Annotated in this window: 14 protein-coding genes; 2 read left to right on the top strand and 12 right to left on the bottom strand. The window is 46.2% G+C overall.

The window, feature by feature from the left end; genetic code table 11:
- Window positions 1–494 precede the first annotated feature (494 nt).
- The 3 genes from gatB to gatC are packed head-to-tail and all read right to left on the bottom strand — an operon-like array spanning window position 495 to window position 3,699.
- Window positions 495–1,925 carry an Asp-tRNA(Asn)/Glu-tRNA(Gln) amidotransferase subunit GatB gene (gene gatB / locus ACQCT5_RS00215; protein WP_499637565.1) on the bottom strand — a complete coding sequence of 477 codons (1,431 nt, stop codon included), beginning with the start codon at window positions 1,923–1,925 and terminating at the stop codon, window positions 495–497.
- Between the two features lie 11 nt (window positions 1,926–1,936).
- A complete protein-coding gene (gene gatA, locus ACQCT5_RS00210; RefSeq protein ID WP_499637564.1) occupies window positions 1,937–3,394 on the bottom strand; it encodes an Asp-tRNA(Asn)/Glu-tRNA(Gln) amidotransferase subunit GatA in 1,458 nt (485 codons plus the stop codon).
- Window positions 3,395–3,408: 14 nt separating this feature from the next.
- Window positions 3,409–3,699 (bottom strand): Asp-tRNA(Asn)/Glu-tRNA(Gln) amidotransferase subunit GatC, encoded by a 291-nt coding sequence (gatC, locus tag ACQCT5_RS00205; protein WP_499637561.1) that lies wholly within the window; start codon window positions 3,697–3,699, stop codon window positions 3,409–3,411.
- Window positions 3,700–4,134: 435 nt separating this feature from the next.
- Here gatC and putP point away from each other — a divergent pair, with 435 nt between their 5' ends.
- Window positions 4,135–5,643: a sodium/proline symporter PutP gene (putP, locus tag ACQCT5_RS00200; protein ID WP_499637558.1), complete on the top strand. Its 1,509-nt coding sequence runs from the start codon at window positions 4,135–4,137 to the stop codon at window positions 5,641–5,643.
- Between the two features lie 366 nt (window positions 5,644–6,009).
- Here putP and ACQCT5_RS00195 read toward each other — a convergent pair whose 3' ends face one another.
- The 6 genes from ACQCT5_RS00195 to pcrB all read right to left on the bottom strand — a co-directional run bounded on the left by ACQCT5_RS00195 (window position 6,010) and on the right by pcrB (window position 14,902).
- Window positions 6,010–6,669 carry a DUF4397 domain-containing protein gene (locus ACQCT5_RS00195; protein ID WP_499637555.1) on the bottom strand — a complete coding sequence of 220 codons (660 nt, stop codon included), beginning with the start codon at window positions 6,667–6,669 and terminating at the stop codon, window positions 6,010–6,012.
- 178 nt (window positions 6,670–6,847) lie between these two features.
- On the bottom strand, window positions 6,848–8,395 hold the full coding sequence (gene pruA, locus ACQCT5_RS00190; protein WP_499637552.1) for an L-glutamate gamma-semialdehyde dehydrogenase: 1,548 nt from the start codon (window positions 8,393–8,395) through the stop codon (window positions 6,848–6,850).
- A gap of 257 nt (window positions 8,396–8,652) precedes the next feature.
- Window positions 8,653–9,843, bottom strand: a complete 1,191-nt coding sequence (locus tag ACQCT5_RS00185) for a CamS family sex pheromone protein (protein WP_499637549.1) — start codon at window positions 9,841–9,843, stop codon at window positions 8,653–8,655.
- A gap of 13 nt (window positions 9,844–9,856) precedes the next feature.
- Window positions 9,857–11,863: an NAD-dependent DNA ligase LigA gene (gene ligA / locus ACQCT5_RS00180; protein WP_499637546.1), complete on the bottom strand. Its 2,007-nt coding sequence runs from the start codon at window positions 11,861–11,863 to the stop codon at window positions 9,857–9,859.
- Between the two features lie 19 nt (window positions 11,864–11,882).
- Complete coding sequence (gene pcrA, locus ACQCT5_RS00175) at window positions 11,883–14,141, bottom strand: DNA helicase PcrA (protein WP_499637544.1); 2,259 nt, start codon at window positions 14,139–14,141, stop codon at window positions 11,883–11,885.
- A 68-nt stretch (window positions 14,142–14,209) separates the two neighbouring features.
- Complete coding sequence (gene pcrB, locus ACQCT5_RS00170; RefSeq protein ID WP_499637541.1) at window positions 14,210–14,902, bottom strand: heptaprenylglyceryl phosphate synthase; 693 nt, start codon at window positions 14,900–14,902, stop codon at window positions 14,210–14,212.
- Window positions 14,903–15,564: 662 nt separating this feature from the next.
- Between pcrB and ACQCT5_RS00165 the strand changes: the two genes are divergently transcribed.
- Window positions 15,565–15,723: a hypothetical protein gene (locus tag ACQCT5_RS00165; protein WP_499637538.1), complete on the top strand. Its 159-nt coding sequence runs from the start codon at window positions 15,565–15,567 to the stop codon at window positions 15,721–15,723.
- A gap of 59 nt (window positions 15,724–15,782) precedes the next feature.
- Here ACQCT5_RS00165 and ACQCT5_RS00160 read toward each other — a convergent pair whose 3' ends face one another.
- From ACQCT5_RS00160 to ACQCT5_RS00150, 3 genes are read right to left on the bottom strand one after another with little or no spacing between them, the layout of a single operon-like run.
- Window positions 15,783–16,097 carry a YerC/YecD family TrpR-related protein gene (locus ACQCT5_RS00160; RefSeq protein ID WP_204419089.1) on the bottom strand — a complete coding sequence of 105 codons (315 nt, stop codon included), beginning with the start codon at window positions 16,095–16,097 and terminating at the stop codon, window positions 15,783–15,785.
- A gap of 16 nt (window positions 16,098–16,113) precedes the next feature.
- Complete coding sequence (locus ACQCT5_RS00155) at window positions 16,114–17,169, bottom strand: DUF3048 domain-containing protein (protein WP_499637535.1); 1,056 nt, start codon at window positions 17,167–17,169, stop codon at window positions 16,114–16,116.
- Between the two features lie 45 nt (window positions 17,170–17,214).
- Entirely contained in the window at window positions 17,215–18,960 is a 1,746-nt protein-coding gene (locus ACQCT5_RS00150) for an adenine deaminase C-terminal domain-containing protein (protein WP_499637532.1), read from the bottom strand.
- Window positions 18,961–19,108 lie beyond the last annotated feature (148 nt).

Genomic DNA, 19,108 nt, shown 5'->3' with positions numbered 1-19,108 from the left:
TGCGGCGCCTTGCTTTTTTTGTGTAGGGTGCGGTTGGTGGATGTGGGGATTTCCGAAGGATGATTGGCTTTTTGCTCTGCTCGTTTGGTCGAAAAGCCCGTCACCGAACCCGACCACGCCCCTTTCTCCCAGGTAAAAAAATACCCGCCGTCCGCCCCACTGAACTAACAAATTGGATCTTTTCCGGGCAAGATTTGTAATTCTGTGAATGAAAATCCCTACACCGCGCTCCATTTCCATCCGCGTAACCACCATGCTTTACGGTTACGCCCGCTTTTTGGATTTTCCGCCCGATTTCTCGAATTTGCGCCCGATAAACAAAATTTACGCCCGATGTTGTGGGCTTTTCGCCCGATTACACCCTCTTTTCGCCCGAACGCCAAATTCCGACAAATTCCGGAACTCACTCCCTCGCCCCCCGCAACCTCTCAGCCTCGCCGCCCCACTAAAACAACAAAAAAGAACCCCAGCTAAAAGCCGGAGTCCCACTAAAATTATCTCAACTTAATCTCCTCAAGCAACAGCTTGTTGACCATCGGAGGGTTTGCCTGTCCTTTTGTCGCTTTCATGATCTGCCCTACAAGGAAGCCGATTGCGCGTTCCTTCCCACTTTTGAAGTCTTCGATGGATTGAGGGTTGGCGTCAAGCGTTTCGCCGACGATTTTGCGAAGGGTACTTTCGTCAGAGATTTGTACAAGACCTTGGTCTTTGACGATCTTCTCTGCGTCGCCGCCGTTTTCGATAAGCTCCTTGAATACCTTCTTCGCAATCTTGGAAGAGATCGTGCCTTTTTCCAGCAGCTTAATCATGCCAGCAAGGCCGGCTGGAGTCAACGCAACATCATCCAACTCTTTCCCCTCGGCGTTCAAGTACGCGGAAACCTCGCCCATCAACCAGTTGGAGGCAAGCTTCGCATCGGCTCCTTCGCTAATTGTCTCATCGAAGAAATCGGACATTTCTTTCGTCAGAGTCAATACTTGTGCGTCATACGCAGGCAAGCCAAGCTCTTCCACGTAGCGGCGCTTGCGCTCATCCGGAAGGGCAGGAATTTCTGCACGGACACGAGCCTTCCACTCATCATCGATGTGAAGGGCAACAAGGTCCGGCTCCGGGAAGTAACGGTAGTCATCCGATCCTTCTTTTACACGCATCAAGACAGTCTCTTTCGTTGCTTCATCATAACGGCGGGTCTCCTGCTCGATAACTCCGCCGGACAGAAGTACCTTCTCCTGACGAACCACTTCATGCTCCAAGCCCTTTTGGACAAAGTTGAAGGAGTTCAGGTTCTTAAGCTCCGCTTTTGTCCCGAATTTCTCTTGTCCAACAGGACGAAGGGAGATGTTCGCGTCACAGCGAAGGGAGCCTTCTTCCATTTTACAATCGGATACGCCTGTATATTGGATGATGCTTTTCAATTTTTCAAGATATGCGTAAGCCTCTTCCGGAGTTCTGATGTCCGGCTCGGATACGATTTCCACAAGAGGTGTTCCTTGACGGTTATAGTCCACCAGGGAGTAGCCGTCACCTGTGTGCATCAGTTTCCCTGCATCTTCCTCAAGGTGAAGGCGAGTGATACCGATGCGTTTCTTTTCACCGTTCACTTCAATATCGATCCAGCCGTTTTCGCCGATCGGCTTGTCATATTGGGAAATCTGGTAAGCCTTAGGGTTGTCCGGGTAGAAGTAGTTTTTTCGGTCGAATTTCGTGTCGGTCGCAACCTCACAGTTCAATGCCATCGCAGCTTTCATTGCATACTCCACCGCTTGTTTATTGAGCACAGGCAAGGTTCCAGGGTACCCCAGTTCCACTACGCTTGTATTGGAGTTCGGTTCTGCGCCGAATTCGTTCGGGCTAGCCGAGAAAATTTTGGATTTTGTTTTAAGCTCTACGTGTACCTCAAGTCCAATAATCGTTTCAAAGTTCATCGTCTCACCCCTTACAGTTGTGGTTTTTGTTTATGATGGTCGGTTGCCTGCTCGAACGCATGTGCAACACGGTAAATGGTGCTTTCATCGAAATGCTTCGCAATGATCTGCAAGCCGACAGGCAGTCCATCCACGAATCCTGCTGGTACAGAGATTCCTGGGACTCCCGCAAGGTTTACGGGGATGGTCAGGATATCGTTCGCATACATCGTTAATGGATCCTTCGTCTTTTCGCCCACTTTAAAAGCTGGAGTCGGAGTTGTCGGTCCAACAATGACATCATATTTTTCAAAGACCTTTTCAAAGTCCTGTTTGATCAAGGTACGAACCTTCTGCGCTTTGATATAGTATGCATCATAGTGACCTGCACTCAAGGCATATGTTCCAAGCATGATACGGCGTTTCACTTCCGGACCGAATCCCTCGCTTCGCGTCTGCTTGTACATCTCTAAAAGGTTTTTCGCATTGTCCGTGCGGTAGCCGTAGCGGACACCGTCAAAGCGAGCCAGGTTGGCGGACGCTTCTGATGAAGAAAGTAGATAGTAGGTAGCCAATGCGTATTTGGAGTGAGGCAAGGAAACCTCTTCCCAAGTTGCGCCTAGTCCTTCCAATACCTTCAATGCGTCCAGTACGGATTGCCGCACTTCTTCACTTACACCTTCACCAAGGTATTCTTTTGGCACACCGATTTTCAGCCCCTTCACATCACCAGTCATGCTGGAAAGGAAGTCTGGAACCTCCGCGTTCGCAGAAGTGGAGTCCATCTGGTCCATCCCGGAGATCGCTTGCAGAAGATATGCGTTGTCTTCCACAGTACGTGTGATCGGTCCGATCTGGTCCAGGGAGGATGCAAAAGCAACCAATCCGTAACGGGACACACGGCCATATGTAGGCTTTAATCCGACTACCCCACAAAATGCTGCCGGCTGGCGGATCGATCCACCTGTATCAGAACCAAGGGAGAAGAAAACCTCTCCTGCTGCTACTGCCGCTGCGGAACCGCCACTGGATCCACCTGGTACGCGATCCAGATTCCATGGATTGCGTGTTGCTGCATACGCAGAATTTTCATTAGAAGAACCCATCGCGAATTCATCCATGTTGATTTTACCGATTGTAATGGTTTCTGCCTTCTTCAGCTTTTCTACAACGGTAGCGTCATAGATAGGGTTGAAATCGCCAAGAATCTTACTCCCACACGTAGTACGGATTCCTTTTGTCACGATGTTATCCTTTACACCGACAGGAAGACCGAATAATAGGCCATGCTCCTTCTCTGTGCCAAGCGCTTCGTCGAGCTCACTCGCTTGTTTGCGGGCATTTTCTTCGTCAAGCGTTAGAAATGCCTGTACTTTTCCATCCACTTCGCCTATGCGTTTGTAGGATGTTTCCACTAAATCCGAAACTGAGATTTCTTTTTTATGTAAAAGGCTATGTAATTCCGATAGCTTCTTATCAAACAATGACATGGTTTCCCTCCTGACTATTCTATAATTGACGGTACGCGAATCTGGCCATTCTTATGGTCCGGCGCGTTTTTTAATACCTCATCAACCGGTAGGCCTTCTTTTGCTACATCCTCTCTCATGACGTTCTTCATAGGAAGTACATGAGTGGTCGGTTGAACATGATCTGTATCTAATTCATTCAGCTGCTCCGCGAATGAAATGATTGCATCCAATTGACTTGTGAACATTACCGCTTCCTCTTCGCTGATCGCAAGACGAGCCAAATGTGCCACATGTTTTACTTGATCCTCAGAAATACGGGACATCCTCTTTCACCTCCGCAAAATATCGAACCTTGCACAATATCCTTTTATCATACTAAACTTTACCCCGCTCAAGCAATAGCAAGGCCTCGCTACTTGTACGTTTGTTCACAAAGACTCAAAAATGTAAAACACTTACATGTATTTCATCCTTTTTGGGGGAAAATAACGCTGTAAAAATAGTTCTAAAAATGTCAGTCAAATTACAGGAATATTACGCGATTGAAAATTCAGAATAGTATTACTTTATTTTTTTTCTAATGTACTCCTATCCCCCAAGCCTCAAGGGATACAACTCTTTTCTACCTATTGAAAAAGGTTTCATTCGCTTGAATTAAGGGAAATACTTTGTTAGCTTAAATACTCGTAACCGGTATCAGAGCAATTTGGGGCGCCGAAATTGCCGAAAAAAGAGAGAAAACACAGGAGTTGATTTTGTTGGAATTTGGAACATTTATATCTTTAGGCTTGTATTTCATCGGGATGCTAGCGATTGGATACTATGCCTATAAAAAATCTACGGATAACATTTCCGAATATATGCTTGGGGGCCGCCAGCTAGGTCCTGGTGTTACTGCATTATCTGCAGGGGCATCCGACATGAGTGGCTGGATGCTGATGGGATTACCTGGAGCGATGTATGCATCTGGTATTTCGAGTATTTGGATAGCGGTAGGGTTAACCATCGGGGCATATTTGAACTATATACTTGTAGCACCTCGACTTCGTACCTATACGGAAGTAGCAAATGATTCTATTACTATCCCAGATTATTTCGAGAATCGTTTCTACGATGGCACTCGAATTCTTCGTTTTGTATCTGCAATCGTTATTATCATTTTCTTTACACTTTACACGTCTGCTGGTATGGTTTCCGGCGGTACACTTTTCGAAAGTGCCTTCGGATTGGATTATAGAACTGGACTATTCGTGACAGCCGGAGTTGTAGTGGCATACACTCTTTTCGGCGGATTTCTAGCAGTAAGCTTAACAGACTTTGCACAAGGTGTTATCATGCTGCTTGCATTGGTCCTTGTACCAATCGTTGCTTTTACAAGCCTAGGTGGAGTTGGTACCACGGTTGATGAAGTCCGTGCCATCGATCCTAGCTACTTGGACTTCTTTACAGGAACGACTGTCCTTGGAATCATCTCCTTGCTTGCATGGGGACTAGGCTACTTCGGACAGCCGCATATCATCGTCCGCTTTATGGCGATCAAATCGATTCGTGACTTCAAAGCTGCTCGCCGTATCGGAATGAGCTGGATGATCGTATCCATTATCGGTGCGATGGCTACAGGTCTTGTGGGTATCGCTTATGTAAACCGCACAGGAATGGATTTGGACAATTCCGAAACCATTTTCATTGCCTTTTCACAGGTATTGTTCCATCCATTAATCACAGGGTTCTTACTGGCAGCTATTCTTGCGGCTATCATGAGCACGATTTCATCTCAATTGCTGGTAACATCCAGTGCCTTAACGGAAGACTTCTATAAAACTTTCTTCCGTCGCCAAGCTACAGATAAGGAACTGGTACTAATCGGTCGTCTATCTGTGCTTCTGGTTGCCATAATCTCCATCTTCCTTTCCTACACTCCAAATGACACGATCCTTGATCTTGTTGGACAGGCTTGGGCAGGGTTTGGTGCCGCATTCGGACCAGTTGTTCTATTAAGTCTTTACTGGAAACGTATGAACCGTTGGGGTGCACTGGCAGGTATGATCGTCGGGGCATTGACAGTCCTGATCTGGATTTATGGTCCATTTAAAATCAATGGTATTGCGACAACCAAATACTTGTATGAGATGATTCCAGGGTTCTTCCTAAGCGCACTTGCAGTTATCATCGTAAGTTACTTGACGAACCTCCCTCGCAAGAAGGTCCGTGAGACATTTACGGAAATGGAAGAAACAATGGTTGAGGAACATAATAAAGAAGACTAAAGATTTATTCGAGGAGAGCCTATTTCAGGCTCTCCTTTTTGTTATATCAGAAATCCTTTTTTAAAAGTTAATTTGTTAAAAGAATTTCAATCCCTTGGGGCCGTTCAGATTATAAAAAATTTAATCAAACGTTTGTTTTAAAAATACTTTCCCGGGAAAGTATTTTCGACATCCCCTCCATAATCCAGGCAAAAAGCGACATAATTTCTACTATAATTTTTGAAAAAGCTTATTTGTAAACGAAGCGCCGAACCCTTTGTTTTTCCTAACTTTCTACCATTGCTTAATCAAACGTTTGTTTAAAAAAAGCTACTTTAATAAAAAAAAGCCTTACTCCGTCACGTCACGAAAGTAAGGCCATTCCTCTTATTTTTCAGAGTCAATCAGTACAATTACTTCCAATTGATTTGCAGTGTTCACAGCAAGAACTGTGTAAACCGTATCTGCCTCGAGCTTTGTTCCAGAAAGGTCCAATATCTTTTTATCTTCCGGTGTTCTTATTTCCAGGTCATACGTTCCTGGATCTACTTCCTTGTAATCGGTAATTCCTTTGAAGGAAGCTCCAGAGAATAGGGCATCCCCACCTTTTAGACCGACATCCACCGTAGGAGCGTCAGGGGAAAGATGGCCCACACGCACCTTCGCTTTTCCTTCTGTAGGTTCAGTGGAATCTTCCGCGATCACCAGTTCAAGGTTGGCGAGCTTGTTTGCTGCAGCAACCGTGTAGGCTTTCCCTGCTTCCACTCTTACCTTCTGCGATAACACTGCCTTGTCCTTTTTCCCTGCAGGATAGATTTCCACTTTGTATTCGCCTGCTTTTAGCGGAAGGTACTTTGTAGCATCCTTGAAAACTGCACCTTGCACAACAACCGTTCCATCGACATACACATCAACAGCAGGGGCATCTGGGGAAGCGTGGACAATTCTTACTTTTGCATCTGCTACTCTGTTCTCTGCTGCTGAGACACCATTGACTACCACAAACATGAGCAAGAGAGCCGTGAGCATAAACATTAATCTTTTCATTATAGTCCTCCTTCATTTTGACGGATGCAAACGAACTTTGCACAATGTTTAGTATGATGTTATCCATTGAATATATGTAAAATATATCCTCTTACTTATCGAGCGCAGTTTAAGCTTGCCATTAGGAGTTTAAAAAGAAAAAGCCCAAATCCACATGAGATTTGGGCCTTCACTTATATTATAAAGTTTCAGATGTTGTTTTCGCTTGAAGGTGAAGCAACAGGTAATCAGGTCCGCCCGCTTTGGAGTCTGTTCCTGACATGTTGAATCCGCCGAATGGCTGGTACCCAACGATTGCGCCTGTGCATCCACGGTTGAAGTATAGGTTCCCAACGTGGAAGTCTTCACGAGCTTTTTCGATTTTTTCACGGTTGTTTGTGATAACCGCACCAGTCAAACCGTATTCTGTGTTGTTGGCAATCTCAAGCGCATGATCGAAATCTTTTGCTTTGGAGAATGCTACAACTGGCCCGAAGATCTCCTCTTGCATTAAGCGGCCTTGTGGATCTACGTCTGCAACGATTGTCGGTTGTACGAAGAATCCTTTGGAGTTGTCTCCTTCTCCACCTGCAAGGATGCGTCCTTCTTCTTTACCGATGCCAACATATTTCATGACCTTATCGAATGCAGCTTGATCGATGACTGGTCCCATGAAGTGGGAGTTGTCAGTAGGATCTCCAACTGTTAATTCTTTTGTTAATTCAACTGCACGGTTCAACACTTGGTCATATACATCTTCCACGATTACCGCACGGGAGCACGCAGAACATTTTTGACCGGAGAATCCGAAAGCAGATTTTACGATGGATTGAGCAGCCAATTCAAGATCGCCTTCGCTGTCTACAACAATCGTATCTTTTCCGCCCATTTCAGCGATCACACGCTTCAGCCAGATTTGGCCAGGGTTCACTTTGGAAGCACGCTCATAGATGCGTAGACCTACATCACGAGATCCTGTGAAGGAAATGAAACGTGTACGAGGGTGGTCAACAAGATAGTCTCCCACTTCCGCACCACTACCTGGTACGAAGTTAAGAACGCCTGCAGGTAAACCTGCCTCTTCCATTACTTCCACAAATTTTGCCGCTACTATTGGAGTCGTAGATGCCGGTTTCAACAATACAGTGTTACCCGCTACAATTGCCGCTACTGCTGTACCAGCCATGATAGCAAATGGGAAGTTCCAAGGGGAGATGATGACACCTACTCCTAGTGGAATATAGTTATAACGGTTATATTCGCCTACGCGGCTTTCCACAGGCATACCGTCTTTTAATTTCAGCATTTGACGAGCATAGTACTCAAGGAAATCGATTGCTTCCGCTGTATCCGCATCCGCCTCATTCCAAGGTTTACCCGCTTCTTTTGTTAATAATGCAGAGAATTCATGCTTGCGACGGCGAATGATTGCAGCCGCACGGAACAGGATGTCCGCTCTTACTTCAGGCTTTACTTTGCGCCAAGTGTTGAACGTCTCATCAGCAGCCTGCATTGCCTTTTCCGCTAATTCGCGATCCGCTTTTGACACACGACCAATAACTTCCTCTTTATTTGCAGGGTTAACGGATACGATTTTATCTTCAGTCGTAACACGTTCTCCTCCAATTACCAGGTCATAATCTTGTCCTAAATAGGAGTTTACTAGCTTTAAGCCTTCTAAGTAGGCCTGCTTGTTCTCCTCATTAGTGAAATCTGTAAATGGTTCATGTTTGTAAGGTAATACCATTACATTCGCCTCCTTCGCATTCTAAAGCGCTTGCATACATTTCTCATTCTACCTTATCCTTACGGGTCTTTCAAATATTGTTTGATGGAAAATAATAAGGAGCAGTTTTGTTTTACTTTAACAGGCACTTGAAGGTCAACACTATCCCTTTAACACAGCCAATTAGAAAAGAATAGCAGTTTGTAAAAAGCATTGAAGTGTTGTTACTTTACCAGAAGACACAAAAAAAACCCGCATTTCATTGCGGGTTTTCTACTTTAATAAATATGAACAAACGGCTCATCTGCACCTGCATCTCGCACGATGAGGGCTTCTTCGCCATTTATGGAAGTGATGGAAACTTGCAGATTAATATAATTGGGGAAGTGCTCCATGACAAGTCCAGTTACATATTGGGTAAATCCGATGAGTTCAGATTTCCCGTAAAAGTCCATATTGACTTCGATATTGACCTGCTGTAGCTCCTGGTCACGATAGTAACCTTTTGCAATGACACCGGTATGATTTGGAAAATAATCATCGATGTCGAGCTTGAAGTTATCAAATCGGACCGCATCGTCCCGGTACTTTTCCGTTGCATCCTTTGATGGGAAAAGGTGATATTCCTCATTCAGATCTTCCCATTTGCTGACAGAGCCTTCACCTGAAGGGATGTTCGCTTTTGCGATGAAATGCCCAGGTACGATGGATGTTGCCGGGCTTTGTTTGAATAGCCCCACTACTATCGGTACATTGCCTAGCCCCTCGATTTTACGCATTCTGCGGACAACCTCTTCGGCTATTTCCTTTCCGGCCTTTTCAAGCTCGGCGTCGGGGATTGGATACTCCCTCGGAAAGCCTCCATCAGCTGCCGGCAGATTGTAATAGTGCACGGAGTTCAGCGCGATACCCACTGATACTCCGCCAAGTTCTACGGTGCCGTCATCTTTGCGGACGAGATAATTCTGCTCCATGATATGAGCCAGATAGATCGGGCTTTTTTCATTCGTTTCTTCGGTTGTTTTCCCCTTTACAAGTACAGGGTTAAGCCCATTAGTAGGGGTTTTATAGTCTTTATCAGCCGCTTTCTTTTCCTCAAGCTGAGCATCCGTCAATTTACGAGCGAGCCATTGACTCACAGTCGTGCGATCAATGTATTGCCCTTCCTGATACAGATACTTATCGGAAGGGAAAGGGTCCTGGGATAGACGCATGAGCCCGGTTTCGAACTGCTCGACGTCCACTCTGCTATTTAAGCGTGCCACTACCTGTCCACGGGTCTGACCCGCTTTGAAGGGGAGGATCGTCTGGTAGTAGTCATCTGAAATTTTGTATCTTGGCACAATCGCCTTTTCCATGGTTTCCTGTTCGCCTGGATCTTGAATCACTTCTTCTTCTTTCTCAAAGCCCGGAACACAGCCCGTTGCCGCGAGAGAAACAACAAGGAGAATCGCCAAAAACCTATTCACCTTACAACACCTCTTATGATTGTATTTCTTCAAGCATTTGCGCCTCGTTCCATACTTCAATGCCAAGTTCATTCGCCTTTGCCAGCTTCGAACCCGCATCTTCCCCCGCGATGACGAGGTGTGTATTTTTGCTTACACTGCCTGTCACCTTGCCACCGAGCTGCTCGATTGCCACTTTGGCATCATTACGGGACATCTCCTCAAGCTTACCTGTAAGGACGATGGTTTTTCCGGCAAAATAGGAATCCACATCTTCTGCACTGACCTTCTTCAGACCTTTGTATTCCATATTGACACCGGCACTTTTGAGCTCTTGCATCAATTCCAACGCTTCAGGCTGCTCGAAATATGCCACAATCGAATCTGCCATTTTATCGCCGATCTCATGAATTGCAGTGAGCTCCTCCTTTGTAAGGGACGCAAGGCGATCCATATCGCCAAATTCCTGGGACAACGTTTTCGCAGCCTTCGCTCCGACCAGGCGGATTCCAAGTCCGAATAGGAGGCGCTCCATGGAGTTCTCTTTCGTCTTTTCGATGGCGGAAATCAGGTTATCCGCAGATTTTTCACCCATTCGCTCGAGCCCAAGAAGCTGTTCTTTTGAGAGCTTGTATATGTCTGCAACATCTTCAATCAGATTTTCACGGAACAGCTGTGCAATCACCTTTTCGCCCAGTCCATCGATATTCATGGCGTTTCGTGAAACAAAGTGGATCAATCCTTCCCGGATCTGCGCCGGACATTTCGGGTTGATGCAGCGAAGTGCCACTTCCCCTTCAATGCGGACAAGCTCACTTTCACATTCCGGGCAATGCGTCGGCATGTGAAAGTCCTTTTCTTCCCCAGTGCGTTTTTCCACAAGGACGTTCACTACTTCAGGGATGATATCCCCTGCTTTTTTTACAATAACATAATCGCCAAGCTTTATGTCCTTTTCGCGGATCAGATCCTCATTATGTAAGGACGCACGCCCAACGGTCGTACCCGCTACTCGGACAGGCTCAAGGATGGCAGTCGGTGTGACGACTCCCGTTCTTCCGATATTCAGTTCGATGTCAAGCAGCTTTGTCGCGACCTCTTCCGCCGGAAACTTGTATGCCACTGCCCATCTAGGACTTTTTGCCGTGAATCCGAGCTGTTCCTGCTGCTCCGTCTCATCGACCTTGATCACAATTCCATCTATATCATACGACAAGTCCGGGCGTTTTGTGTGCCAAGCTGTGACATATTCGATCACTTCTTCGATGGATGAGCATTTTTGGCGCTCTTTATTTGTTTTAAATCCTATTTCCTCTAAATAATTCAAGGCTTCACTATGGGATTCGATACCTGTTTCACCGGCATCCGCCAAGCTGTATATATACACATCAAGGTTACGCTGTGCTGCAATTTTCGGATCCAATTGACGCAGGGAACCGGCTGCTGCGTTGCGAGGGTTTGCAAAAGGCTCCTCCTCGCGTTCAAGCTTTGCCTCGTTCAGCTTTTCAAACGACCTTTTCGGCATAAAAGCTTCCCCGCGCACTTCGATGGATACTGGATCCTTCAGGCGCAAAGGAATCGAACGGATCGTCTTCAGGTTCATTGTGATATCTTCCCCCGTTGTACCATCACCACGGGTCGCACCTTGGGCAAACACTCCATCCTCATAGCGGAGGGACACGGCCAATCCATCTATTTTCAACTCACATACATAAGTGACTTCATCGCCTACACCCTGTCTGACACGGCGGTCGAAGTCTCGCAGGTCGTCCTCGTTAAAGGCATTGCCAAGGCTGAGCATCGGCGTACGATGCTCTACCTTGTTGAACATTTCTAAAATGTTTCCACCTACACGCTGGGATGGGGAGTCGGAAGTCTGCAGCTCAGGAAAATCCTTTTCCAGTGTAAGAAGCTCATGCAAAAGGGAATCATATTCGGCGTCAGAAACCGATGGCTTGTCCAGTACATGATACTCATAGTTGTATCTATTCAAAATATCATGAAGCTCTCGAACCCGCTTTTCTGCTTTATCTCTTTCCATGCTTGTCGCCCTTTCTTTTCTAAACTTTCGTAACTGGTGCGAATTTCGCTAACAGCCTTTTGACACCGGTCGGACTCGGGAATGCGATATCAAGCTCCTTGTTGTCACCTTCACCTTTTACGCTAACAACGGTACCGATTCCCCACTTTTTGTGCTCCGCTTTGTCTCCTACACCCCAATCGAGGCTTTCGCCGCCTGTTGCTTTGAGTCCACGGTTGACCGCCGCGGACGTCGCACGTCGCTGTGCCGGGGCGGAAGGGGAACCGCCAAATGGAGAGCGGCTACTTCCGAATGGGGTCGGTCTTGATGCCGTTCTTGTTTCCTGTTTTGCATAGTTTTCTATAAGGTCTTCCGGAATTTCCTTGATGAAACGGGAAGGAGGATTCATGTTGGTACGTCCAAACAATGTTCTCATTTGGGCGCTTGTGATAAACAACTCCTGTTCCGCACGTGTAATTCCTACGTAGGCAAGGCGACGTTCCTCTTCCATCTCCATCTCTTCAAAAAGGGAACGGCTGTGAGGGAAGACGCCTTCCTCCAAGCCGATCAGGAATACAACCGGGAACTCCAATCCTTTTGCAGCATGCAGGGTCATCAAGATGACGGACTCCTGCTGCGCTTCATCCTCTTCATCCAATTTATCGATATCCGCTACAAGCGCAAGATCCGTCAAGAATGCTAGCAGACTCTTATCATCGTATTTTTCCTCGAAGTTCTTGGTAACGGAAAGAAACTCGTCGATATTCTCGAGACGGCTCTGGGACTCGATCGTCTTGTCCGCTTTCAGCATGTCGCGGTAGCCTGATTTGTCCAATATTTCCTCTACAAGCTCCGTTACGGAGATATATTCCTGCATTTGCACATAGTTGTTGATCAATGCATGGAATTCTTTTAAAGCTGCTGTTGCACGTCCGCTTACCCCGATCAGGTCGATCTCCGCCAATGCCTGGAAAAGGGATATGTCATGCAGGGCTGCATATTGTGCCACTTTATCCACGGTCGTAGCGCCGATGCCGCGTTTCGGGACATTGACGATACGCGCAAGGCTGATATCATCATCAGGATTTGCAATCAGACGCAAGTAGGCAAGGATGTCCTTGATCTCTTTTCTATCGTAGAACTTTGTGCCGCCTACGATGGAGTAGTTGATGTTGGACATCAACAGCATTTCCTCCATCACACGGGACTGTGCATTCGTACGGTAAAGAATCGCAAAGTCGGAAAGCTTTCGTTTCGGGTCTTTTTGAAGGATCTCCCTCATCTTCCCTACCACAAATTGCGCCTCTGATTTCTCTGAATCCGCCTGGTAGTAGAGGATTTTCTGGCCTTCCATATTTTCCGTCCAGAGATTCTTTTTCTTTCTGCCGATATTGTTTTCAATCACGCGGTTTGCCGCTTCAAGGATACGTTTCGTGGAACGGTAGTTCTGCTCCAACAGTACAACCTCGGCATTCGGGTAGTCTTTTTCAAAAGAAAGGATATTCGCGATATCCGCCCCGCGCCAGCGATAGATCGACTGGTCGGAATCCCCCACTACGCATAGGTTCTTCAAGCGGTCCGCAAGCAATTTGACCAATGTATATTGTGCACGGTTCGTATCCTGGTACTCATCCACGTGGATATACTGGAATTTGCGCTGGTAGTACTCCAATACTTCCGGTACGCGCTTGAACAGATGAATCGTCGTCATGATAAGATCATCAAAATCGACCGCCTGGTTTTTCTTAAGACGCTTCTGGTAGTCTGTGTAGATTTCCCCGATCTTTTGTTCATAAGGGCCCATCGGCTGCTTCGCATACTCCTCCGGTGTCATCAGTTCGTTCTTCGCTGAACTGATGGTTCCGAGAATGGTACGCGGTTCAAATTTCTTCGGATCGATATTTCGGTCCTTCAGGATATTTTTTATCACGGAAAGCTGATCGGTTGTATCGAGAATCGTAAAATTACGGTTCATCCCGATCCGGTCGATGTCACGGCGCAGGATACGCACACACATGGAGTGGAACGTCGATATCCAGATATCCTCCGCAGCCGGTCCAAGCAATACCTGCACACGCTCTTTCATCTCGCGGGCCGCTTTGTTCGTAAACGTGATCGCAAGGATATTCCACGGCGCCACTTCCTTTTCCGCCATGAGGTATGCGATACGATGCGTCAACACCTTCGTCTTCCCACTGCCCGCTCCTGCCATGATCAACAGGGGACCATCCGTTTTCTTTACCGCTTCCTGCTGCATCGGGTTCAACCCTTCAAGCAGTCTTTGACTTAAATATTGCATGTTTTCCCACCGCCTATACAAACATATGTTCTTATTTTTATTCTACTAGATTTTATTGGAAATGTCTCTTATTTATTTTTAACGGCCGCTACTGTTTTCAAGGCCTCTGATAGATTCTCATATACGATATTTCCTACTACGACGGTATCTGCGAATTGCGCCATCTCTGTTGCACGCTCAGCTGATGTGATTCCGCCCCCATAAAATAATTGTGTGGATTCGAGCGTTCTTTTCGCCGCTTGAACTATTTCCACGTCCCCGTAAGTCCCACTATATTCTAAGTAAAAGATAGGGAGATTAAACATTTTCTCAGCGAGCCTCGCATAGGCAATGACGTCGTCTTCTGTCAGGTCCGTTTTAGCCTCGGTCAATTGTGCAGCCTTGCAATCTGCATTCAAAATGCAGTAGCCCTCTGCGACAATTTCCTCCCAGCTCATGATATCCCCGTATTCCTTAAGCGCCTCGACATGCAGGTCCACAACCCAATCGGTCTTGCGGCTGTTCAATACGGTCGGAATGAAATAAAAGTCAAAGCCCGGTGTGACCGATTCTATGTTTGACACTTCCAGCACACATGGTAACGAATATCTGCGGACCCTGCTCATCAGGTGCAGGACATTGTCCAATGTCACGCCGTCCGTTCCGCCAACCAAAATGGCATCCGTCCCGGATTCGCACACAAGCTCCAAATCTTCATCCGTTATCTCTTTATTAGGATCTAATTTAAAAACGTGCTGCCATTCACGTATTTCCTGTAACACTGCAAACGTCCCCCATTCTAATTTTCCATTTGTCTATTATAACAAAATCAGAGCGAATACGAAAAAGATGTAGGAAGAATGTTTTCTGGAAGATGCGACCTATTTTTTGGTTGGTGTGCGGTGATGTGGTGTCGTTTAGGTTTAGCGGTTTTTACTTTATTTGGAAAGTTGACAAAATAAGTGAGGTTTTGGACAGAGTAGCAAGGGAAGTGGACAGATTGAGGCACGTTTTGGCTAGATTAATGGGGAAAGTGGATAGATTACCGTCGGTTTTGGATAGAATAGATTACCCCGGATTGCTGTTAGCAGTCTTACAGTTTGTTTACACGCGTTCGGTTTTTCCTATATTTGGAAAGTTGATCGATTAAATGTGATTTTGGACCGATTAACCTGGAAAGTGGACCTATTGAGGCACGTTTCCGCTCGATAAATCCGGAAAGTGGACCGATTATGGCCTATTTTGGACCGATAACCCACCTCCTTGCTCAGCTAACCCCGCCTCCCCGCTCATCAAAACACTCGAATCAGCCGCCAAAATTATTAAAATTACATTACAACGGCTATCCGTAGCACATAAACGGGTATATCCATTACTACAACGTGAAAAACAAATCATTTTCCAGCGACTTGTTTCATACCTTTTTCAAAAGGAGGTGTCCTAAATGCCTGTATGGCTTTGGTTCGTGATTGGATTTGCCATTCTGTTAGCGTTCGGTGCGTTGGTGGATTATATGGGAACTAGAAAACGGAGCACAGACCCAGCAAGTGTGCAAGAAGGCGTCGAGCGGGTAAAAACGAAGCAGGAGACTTTTTATAGGTAACAGAAAAAGGCGACCCATCATCCAAAGATGCGGGGCGCCTTCTTTATGTAGAGAGAAAATTACTCTCCCACTTCTTCCTTCTTCTCGTCACGAATACGGTCCAATGCCATTTCGTACGCATCGTTTCCGTAATTCAGGCAGCGCTTCACACGGGAGATCGTCGCTGTGCTTGCACCTGTTTCCGTTTCGATTTTATGGTACGTAAAGCCTTCCTTCAGCATTCTTGCCACTTCCAGGCGCTGAGCCAAGGATTGGATTTCGTTTACCGTACAGAGGTCATCAAAAAATCGATAGCACTCTTCCAGATCTTTCAGGGAGAGGACCGCTTCAAATAACTGATCCAGCTCTTTTCCTCGTAATTTATTTATTTGCATATGTTTGTCTCCTTTTCTAATAGCTCACGTTAGTTAAATCCGGAACGATCTGTATCCACGTTTTTCCGGGTGTGAACGGTACGGGACTTCCATTCAGGTATGGAAGGATTCGTCCTTCCGCTTCTTTCCATTCCACTTCGCGTCGGACACCGTTCTGAATGAGGATTGCCCGTCCTCCGGATGTGATATCTATTTCCCTGCGGCCGGCATCGTCCACAATCTGGTGGTCAGATTCTACAATGAGAATATTATGGGCCACGATATCTTCTGATGTGTCGAGGTCGATGTTTTTCTCCCCGCCACTGGAGCGTACATAGTGGTTATCACTTTCCTCATAGCTGTATTCCACATGGGTAGCCGCTCTTTTGGAATAGGTGACTTTCACATAATCTGTTTCCTCTCCTGCTGGCGTATCCTCTTTTTTGTGAAAGGATAGCGCAGGTACATCTTGCTCCAAGGAGTAGCCGAGCCTGTCCGAACCTTTTTCTATATTATCATACGTAATATAGGAATTGTGCGGCGCAACGCGGAAGCTCGCCCGCTTGAAGAGCGTTCCGTCATAGGTCAATCCGTTGATTCCGTCCACTTCCCCCGCTTCGATTTTATCGCGGGCTCCTGGGCTCCAGCCATGGAACACGAAAATCGGATCATAGCCTTTTGCCAAATCGATAAAATAGGACCGGGCACTTCTTACAGGTCCTATGGAATCAGGTGGCACTTGGCTTTGGAAAATTGCGAGTAACCGGGTGATATCGCCTTCCGCTAAAACTTCGTAGACAATATCCGCTTTATGCAGGCCCGATTGAGGTCTTGCTTTTACATCATTATTTATGACAACCGCAAAAGGTCTTTTATCTGTAGCTGTTTCTCCTGGTGTGCCTGTAAGTGGGAAGATTTCTTTCACTTCAACTTCTTCCTCTTCTTCTTGTTGTTGTCCGTTTCCTGTTTCTTCGGAAGGGTTTTCGCCTACTGGACTTTCACCTGCATTAGGACTTGATTCATTGTTGGAATTACATCCTATTAAAAGGATTGTCATCAAGGCTATCAATAGCATTACTTTTCTATTTAACATCTACTTACGCACAACCTTTACCTTTGTTCAAGTTACTTTTATATTTTAACGCATTATTGACGGAAAGAGTACCGTTTTATTCATCACATCGTATATTCCCCTTGGAGTTATCCTGATATAAGGAAGATGTGTGGATGACAGGAACAGCAAGGTGTAGATCGGATCGTTGAAGCTGTATCCTCTCGCAAATAGATGATTGCGAAGTGCGGTCTCCTGCTGTATTAGTTCCTCGAGTGGCTCTTTTGACATACCCCCGCCGATCGGTAATGGAATATCGCAAACTACCTGCTCATCCTCCACGAGCACCATGCCTCCGCCGATTTCCTTCATATGCTGGAAGGCCTTCATCATATCATCTTTTCTTTTGCCGATGAGGACAATGTCGCCTGTATTTGAGTAGGAGCTCGCAAAACCCTGAACATGTGAACCGAAGCCTTTGATGATGGTGTTGACACGCCAGTTTCCTGCCCGGTCGATCAGCATCAGGAAGGACTGGTCATGCTTCTCCGATAAGGTGTCACCCGATACATCACATGTAATGGAGTAAGGCTTGATGATCACTTCATTCATCATTTCCATTCCAAGCGCCATCGAAAACTGCAGATCATCAATTGTCAAGTCCCAATCTAGCTTCAATGGCTCCAAGCCTGCTTTTTCCCAGTTCATCGAAGGGAATGCATCCTGTATAGGCTCGCTGTCCTTTTTGATCCACTGACCTTTGGAAAGGACGGAGACAGGTACCGGATTTCCCACCTTATCGAGGAAGTTGATGTTGGCAATGCGTCCAGGTGCAATGCTTCCATGAAGATCCTCCATCTGAAAATGCTTCGCCACATTGTACGACGCCATTCGGTACGCTTCTATTTCAGGGACACCCTTATCAAGTGCGATAGCAAGCGTACGGTCAATGACACCGTTTTCATAAAAACTTGGCGTAGAGCCGTCCGTTGTGAAGAAGGTCTGGTCATAATAATGGATTCCCGACTTCTCCAGCTCCTCCAGCATGACTGGAAGGTCCGGTCGTATGGACGAATAGCGAAGCGCAGCAGTATAGCCTTGCTTGATGCGCTTTTCCACATCGGCACCCGTCATGGCCTCATGGTCGCTGTCGATGCCAAGCAACTTCATTTTCGTCAAGGTCTTTTCGGAAGCTCCAGGAAAATGACCCTCCACCGGCTTGTTTCTTACCTTCGCCTCTTGAACCCAGTGAAGCAGCAGATCGTCCCCCGCCATCAGCTTCGGCCAGGCTGTCAGCTCTCCCCCTTGCAGAACGGAAGGATGATTGAGCCAGTCCTTCATCGCTGGTGTCGTAAAAATGGCGTCCTCCTGCTGGATTTCCGTCTGGGCATCAAAGCGGCACCACCAATACATCGTAGCAGCGGTTTTGTTCATCTCTTCAATAAAAGAAAACGCTTTCTTTTTTGATAATTGTAAAATAAGCATCAAATTATCATTCACAAAGGTGGTTGTGCCTGATTTCGATGCATATTGGGCAAATGAAAGGGGATTATATAATTGAAATGGATGCACATGCGGCTCAATATAGCCTGGTACAAGATACTGGTTGGTGCAGTCCACCACTTCTGTATGCTGTGTGTGTTCGGGCATATTTTCCCCGACATAGATGATGCGATCCTCGTAGATCCATATATTTGCCTGCAACCAGGCCTTAAGATGAACATTCAGATAGGTGGCATTGGTTAGAACGATGCTTGGCTCCTTCTTCCCGTCTACCACTGCTACATGTTCTCTCAGTTTTTTACTTTTCCATCTATATTTCTGTTCGTGCACAATAATCACCTACTTTTGATTCATTAAAAAAATGGTCTATTATCGTATTCCGATCATTTATTATCGTGATATAACCTCTTTTTACCATGGTACCATATCACAGTCTTTACCGCATTAACGATTTTGGAAATTTTTCGAAATCTTTTAA

This window comes from Sutcliffiella halmapala (assembly GCF_050107295.1).
GTDB lineage: Bacteria > Bacillota > Bacilli > Bacillales > Bacillaceae_I > Sutcliffiella_A > Sutcliffiella_A halmapala_A.
The sequence above is the reverse complement of the archived record's forward strand: the minus strand, read 5'-3'. Positions and strand labels throughout refer to the sequence as shown.

What these genes read in the sequence shown, in the direction of transcription:
- ACQCT5_RS00165 (WP_499637538.1), top strand. Translation starts at nt 15,565, where the DNA reads ATGCCTGTATGGCTTTGGTTCGTGATTGGATTTGCCATTCTGTTAGCG.
- pcrA (WP_499637544.1), bottom strand. Translation starts at nt 14,141, where the DNA reads ATGCAATATTTAAGTCAAAGACTGCTTGAAGGGTTGAACCCGATGCAG.
- ACQCT5_RS00155 (WP_499637535.1), bottom strand. Translation starts at nt 17,169, where the DNA reads ATGTTAAATAGAAAAGTAATGCTATTGATAGCCTTGATGACAATCCTT.
- gatA (WP_499637564.1), bottom strand. Translation starts at nt 3,394, where the DNA reads ATGTCATTGTTTGATAAGAAGCTATCGGAATTACATAGCCTTTTACAT.
- gatC (WP_499637561.1), bottom strand. Translation starts at nt 3,699, where the DNA reads ATGTCCCGTATTTCTGAGGATCAAGTAAAACATGTGGCACATTTGGCT.
- pruA (WP_499637552.1), bottom strand. Translation starts at nt 8,395, where the DNA reads ATGGTATTACCTTACAAACATGAACCATTTACAGATTTCACTAATGAG.
- ACQCT5_RS00160 (WP_204419089.1), bottom strand. Translation starts at nt 16,097, where the DNA reads ATGCAAATAAATAAATTACGAGGAAAAGAGCTGGATCAGTTATTTGAA.
- ligA (WP_499637546.1), bottom strand. Translation starts at nt 11,863, where the DNA reads ATGGAAAGAGATAAAGCAGAAAAGCGGGTTCGAGAGCTTCATGATATT.
- gatB (WP_499637565.1), bottom strand. Translation starts at nt 1,925, where the DNA reads ATGAACTTTGAAACGATTATTGGACTTGAGGTACACGTAGAGCTTAAA.
- ACQCT5_RS00195 (WP_499637555.1), bottom strand. Translation starts at nt 6,669, where the DNA reads ATGAAAAGATTAATGTTTATGCTCACGGCTCTCTTGCTCATGTTTGTG.